We start from the raw sequence: 2,357 nt of genomic DNA on the forward strand, positions 1-2,357 counted from the left end.
CGGCTGGACCAGGTGGACCGGCTGGACCAGGTGGACCGGCTGGACCAGGTGGACCGGCTGGACCAGGTGGACCAGGTGGTCCCGGCGGACCGGTCGGACCCGCGCGGCCGGGCACGGCGCCCTTCCCCCCGCGTCCCGGCCAGCCTGGCGGCGGCCCAGGCGCGGCCGGCGCCCACCGGCCGGCATCCGGCAACCGCAGCCGGCTGCCCTGGATCATCGCCGCGACGGCGTTCGTCCTCGTCGTCGCGCTGACCGTGGGCATCGTGCTGGCGGTGGCGAACTCCGGTGGCGGCAACGAGCCGGACGGGCCCAGGACCGCCGCCGCCTACCGGGGCCCGGCGTTGACGGTGCAGGGCCTCAGCCCGTACAGCCTGTCCATCCAGCCCGACGGCTCGCTGCTCGTGTCGAGCCTCGCGACCGACCGCGTCCAGCGGATCACCCCGGGCGGCGTCGCGAACGACTTCGCCGGCACCGGTGCCGGCGGCATCGGCGGCGATGGCGGCCAGGCGACCTCCGCCCAGCTGGACGGGCCTGGCTCGACCGTGCGGGACAAGGCCGGCAACATCTACGTCGGCGACGCGAAGAACAACCGGATCCGCAAGATCACCCCGACCGGGGTGATCACGACAATCGCCGGCACCGGCACGGCGGGATTCGGCGGCGACGGCGGCCCGGCCACCGCGGCCCAGATCAACAGCGCGGAGAAGGTCACCGTCGGCCCGGACGGCAGCGTCTACCTCTCCGACTACGAGAACCACCGGATCCGCAAGATCGACCCGAGCGGGATCATCAGCACCTACGTCGGCACCGGCGTAGCCGGCTACACCGGGGCGGGCGGCCCGGCGACCCAGGCGAAGATCGACGGCCCGAACGACCTGACGATGACGTCCGACGGAACGCTCTACTTCGCCGACCTCGGCAGCGACACCATCCAGAAGGTCACCCCGGACGGCACGATCAGCACCATCGCCGGCACCGGCGAGAGCGGCTACTCCGGCGACGGCGGGCCGGCCACCTCGGCCAAGCTGAACGTCCCGTCCGTCTCGCTCGGCCCCGACGGCAAGACCTTCTACCTCGCCGACTACCGCAACAACCGGATCCGCAGGATCGACCCGAACGGCATCATCAGCACCATCGCCGGCACCGGCACCGAGGGCTTCTCCGGCGACGGCGGCCCGGCCACCGCGGCCCAGTTCAAGAACCCGAGCTCGGTCGTGGTCGACGGCGCCGGCGCGATCTACATCTCCGACAACGGCAACGACCGCGTCCGCCGGATCGACCCCGCCGGCACGATCAGCACGATCGCCCAGCCGGGCTGAGCCGGGCCCAGATGACGTCACGGATCGACCTCGACCGGGTCGCCGCCTCCCTGCCCGGCTATGAGCTGGGCGGGGAGCTCGGCCGAGGCGGGTTCGGCGTCGTGGTCGCCGGCCGCCACCGGCTCATCGACCGCCCGGTCGCGATCAAGATCCTGCCGGATGCCGGCGACGAGGACGGCGGCGGCCACGGCGACCCGGGCGGCGGCGGGGACGGCAGCGGCGGTGGCAGTGGCGGGGACGGCCGGGGCAGCGACGGCCTGCGTGCCCGGTTCCTCGGGGAGGCGCGTGTCCTCGCCGGGATCGATCATCCCCACGTCGTGCGGATCTACGACTACGTGGAGCGCGACGGCCTGTGCCTGCTGGTGATGGAGCAGCTCACCGGCGGGAGCCTGCGCCTGCACGGCCGTTCCCTGACCGGGCCGGCGCAGGTGGGCGCGATCGGGGTCGCCGCCGCCTTGGCGCTCGCCGCGGCGCACGAGCGCGGTGTGCTGCACCGCGACGTCAAACCGGACAACCTGCTGTTCACCGGCGACGGCATCCCCAAGGTCACCGACTTCGGCATCGCGAAGATCGTGGCGGCGACGGCCGCGACGACCACCGGGCTCGTCGGCACCCCGCGGTACATGGCGCCGGAGCAGATCATCGGCGGCCGCCTCGGCCCCGGCACCGACCTGTACGCGCTCGCCGTCGTCCTGTACGAGCTGTACGCCCGCCGCTCGCCGTTTCCGCCCGACCTCCCGGTCGCCGGCCTGCTGCACCACCATCTGGCGGTGCCACCGCTGCCACTCACCGAGGCGCCGGGCCCGGTCGCCGACGTGATCGCCACCGCGCTGGCGAAGGAGGCGGCGTGGCGGCCCCCGTCGGCGCACGAGTTCGCCGTCCAGCTCGCCGCGGCGACCACCGCCGTTCTCGGGCCGGGCTGGCTCGCGGCCAGCCGTATCCCCGTCCTCGCCCCCGACGACGTCCTCTCCGCGGCCGGTCACCAGCCGGGCACCACCCCGCGCCCCCCGCGCCCCGATTAAGGGCCTACCGGAGGAG

Annotated in this window: 2 protein-coding genes and 1 pseudogene; all 3 read left to right on the forward strand. The window is 74.2% G+C overall.

Features of this window, described 5'->3' with window-relative positions:
• The coding region (locus C1A33_RS37755; protein ID WP_341477261.1) for a hypothetical protein at window positions 1–252 on the forward strand (252 nt) is incomplete at its 5' end.
• A gap of 2 nt (window positions 253–254) precedes the next feature.
• On the forward strand, window positions 255–1,319 hold the full coding sequence (locus C1A33_RS23780) for an SMP-30/gluconolactonase/LRE family protein (RefSeq protein ID WP_341477262.1): 1,065 nt from the start codon (window positions 255–257) through the stop codon (window positions 1,317–1,319).
• Window positions 1,320–1,330: 11 nt separating this feature from the next.
• A pseudogene (locus C1A33_RS23785) lies at window positions 1,331–2,326 on the forward strand (serine/threonine-protein kinase); the annotation flags it as partial.
• Window positions 2,327–2,357 lie beyond the last annotated feature (31 nt).

The sequence above is a fragment of the Frankia canadensis genome (genome assembly GCF_900197875.1).
GTDB lineage: Bacteria > Actinomycetota > Actinomycetes > Frankiales > Frankiaceae > Frankia > Frankia canadensis.